The organism is Oleiphilus sp. HI0117, assembly GCF_001635235.1.
In genome coordinates, this window is record NZ_LWGA01000209.1 from 1 (window position 1) to 1,130 (window position 1,130).

A 1,130-nucleotide genomic window follows, 5' to 3' on the forward strand; every position below is an offset into this window, starting at 1 on the left:
CCTTGGTACCAAGTATGAATTTGGTCGAATAGTATGCTTTAACGGACGTTGAAACGATTTGAACTTCCAGAACTTCCTGGGTTACCTTATTCTAAAATTCATCCCCCAAGGAATGCTCACCACAGTAGTCATCCTCGCGTAGGCGGGGATCCATTGTTTTTGACCGAAAACTTATTAATTCGATTACTTCTGTAGCTTCAAATGCTGCCTATTAATCAAGACACTGGATTCCCGCCTACGCAGGAATGACTGGTTTTTTTTTGGGGGGGGGCTTGAGCGTCAACTTAGCGAACTTTCAAGGCTTTGATATTTTGTTTGGTCATGTCGCGCTCTGTATTACAAGCTGTAAAATCGGGTTTGAGCCGATACATATAAAGCTAGAGCGTATCGCCCTCCGATAATATAGACACATTCACCTGGCCCAATTTTTCTCTCAGCTTTTCTCTATCAACAAGCTTAGCCTGTACTGCGCTAGGCAGTTCGGTAAACAAAATAATACCTTTCTGCACCAGCAAGGAGATGAGGTCTTCCGTCACTCTGGCCAAGTCAGCATCGCTATCCTGTAACGCTAAAAATAAAGCCTCCTTTTCTTGCTGATCCATCATCATGCCCTTTCGTCCAGGAACTTAGTTACTTTAGGGGATATCGTAATATTTTGAGACAAGTGATCCAGCAAACTACCCTGCAGGTACAACAGCTCATACTTAATCAAATACAAGTCATATCGCGCCTCACTACTTAAACGCTTAGCATTTAATAGTTCATTCTCGGCATCCAGCAGATCAATCAAGCTTCGCTGGCCAATATCAAACTGCTTAATGTAGGCTCGCTTGGTGTTTTCTGCCGATTCTGCATAATCCTGAAGTAAGGCGTAACGAGTCGATAAACTCTGGTAACGATGCCAAGCCTGCTCAGCCGCTAAGCTTAACTCACGCTGCGCATCTTCCATGCGATACACTGCCCGCTTAACACGCAGAGCAGCCTTATTCTTAGCCGCTGAGTCTCGCCCACCGTTGAATAAGTCATATTGCATACGCAGCATCACAAAAGCATCATTATTTCGCCCTTTAACACCATCAAGGTTATCATTCCAACTCGCACCAGATTCCAGATAAATCGAAGGTAAATTA

Annotated in this window: 2 protein-coding genes; both read right to left on the reverse strand. The window is 44.1% G+C overall.

The window, feature by feature from the left end:
- Positions 1–377: 377 nt before the first annotated feature.
- Positions 378–608 (reverse strand): hypothetical protein, encoded by a 231-nt coding sequence (locus tag A3757_RS02640; RefSeq protein ID WP_156490360.1) that lies wholly within the window; start codon positions 606–608, stop codon positions 378–380.
- Positions 605–1,130 (reverse strand): TolC family protein (locus A3757_RS02645; protein ID WP_197469678.1); only part of this gene is annotated, 526 nt, incomplete at its 5' end. The genes A3757_RS02640 and A3757_RS02645, both read right to left, overlap by 4 nt.

What these genes read in the sequence shown, in the direction of transcription:
- A3757_RS02640 (WP_156490360.1), bottom strand. Translation starts at nt 608, where the DNA reads ATGATGATGGATCAGCAAGAAAAGGAGGCTTTATTTTTAGCGTTACAG.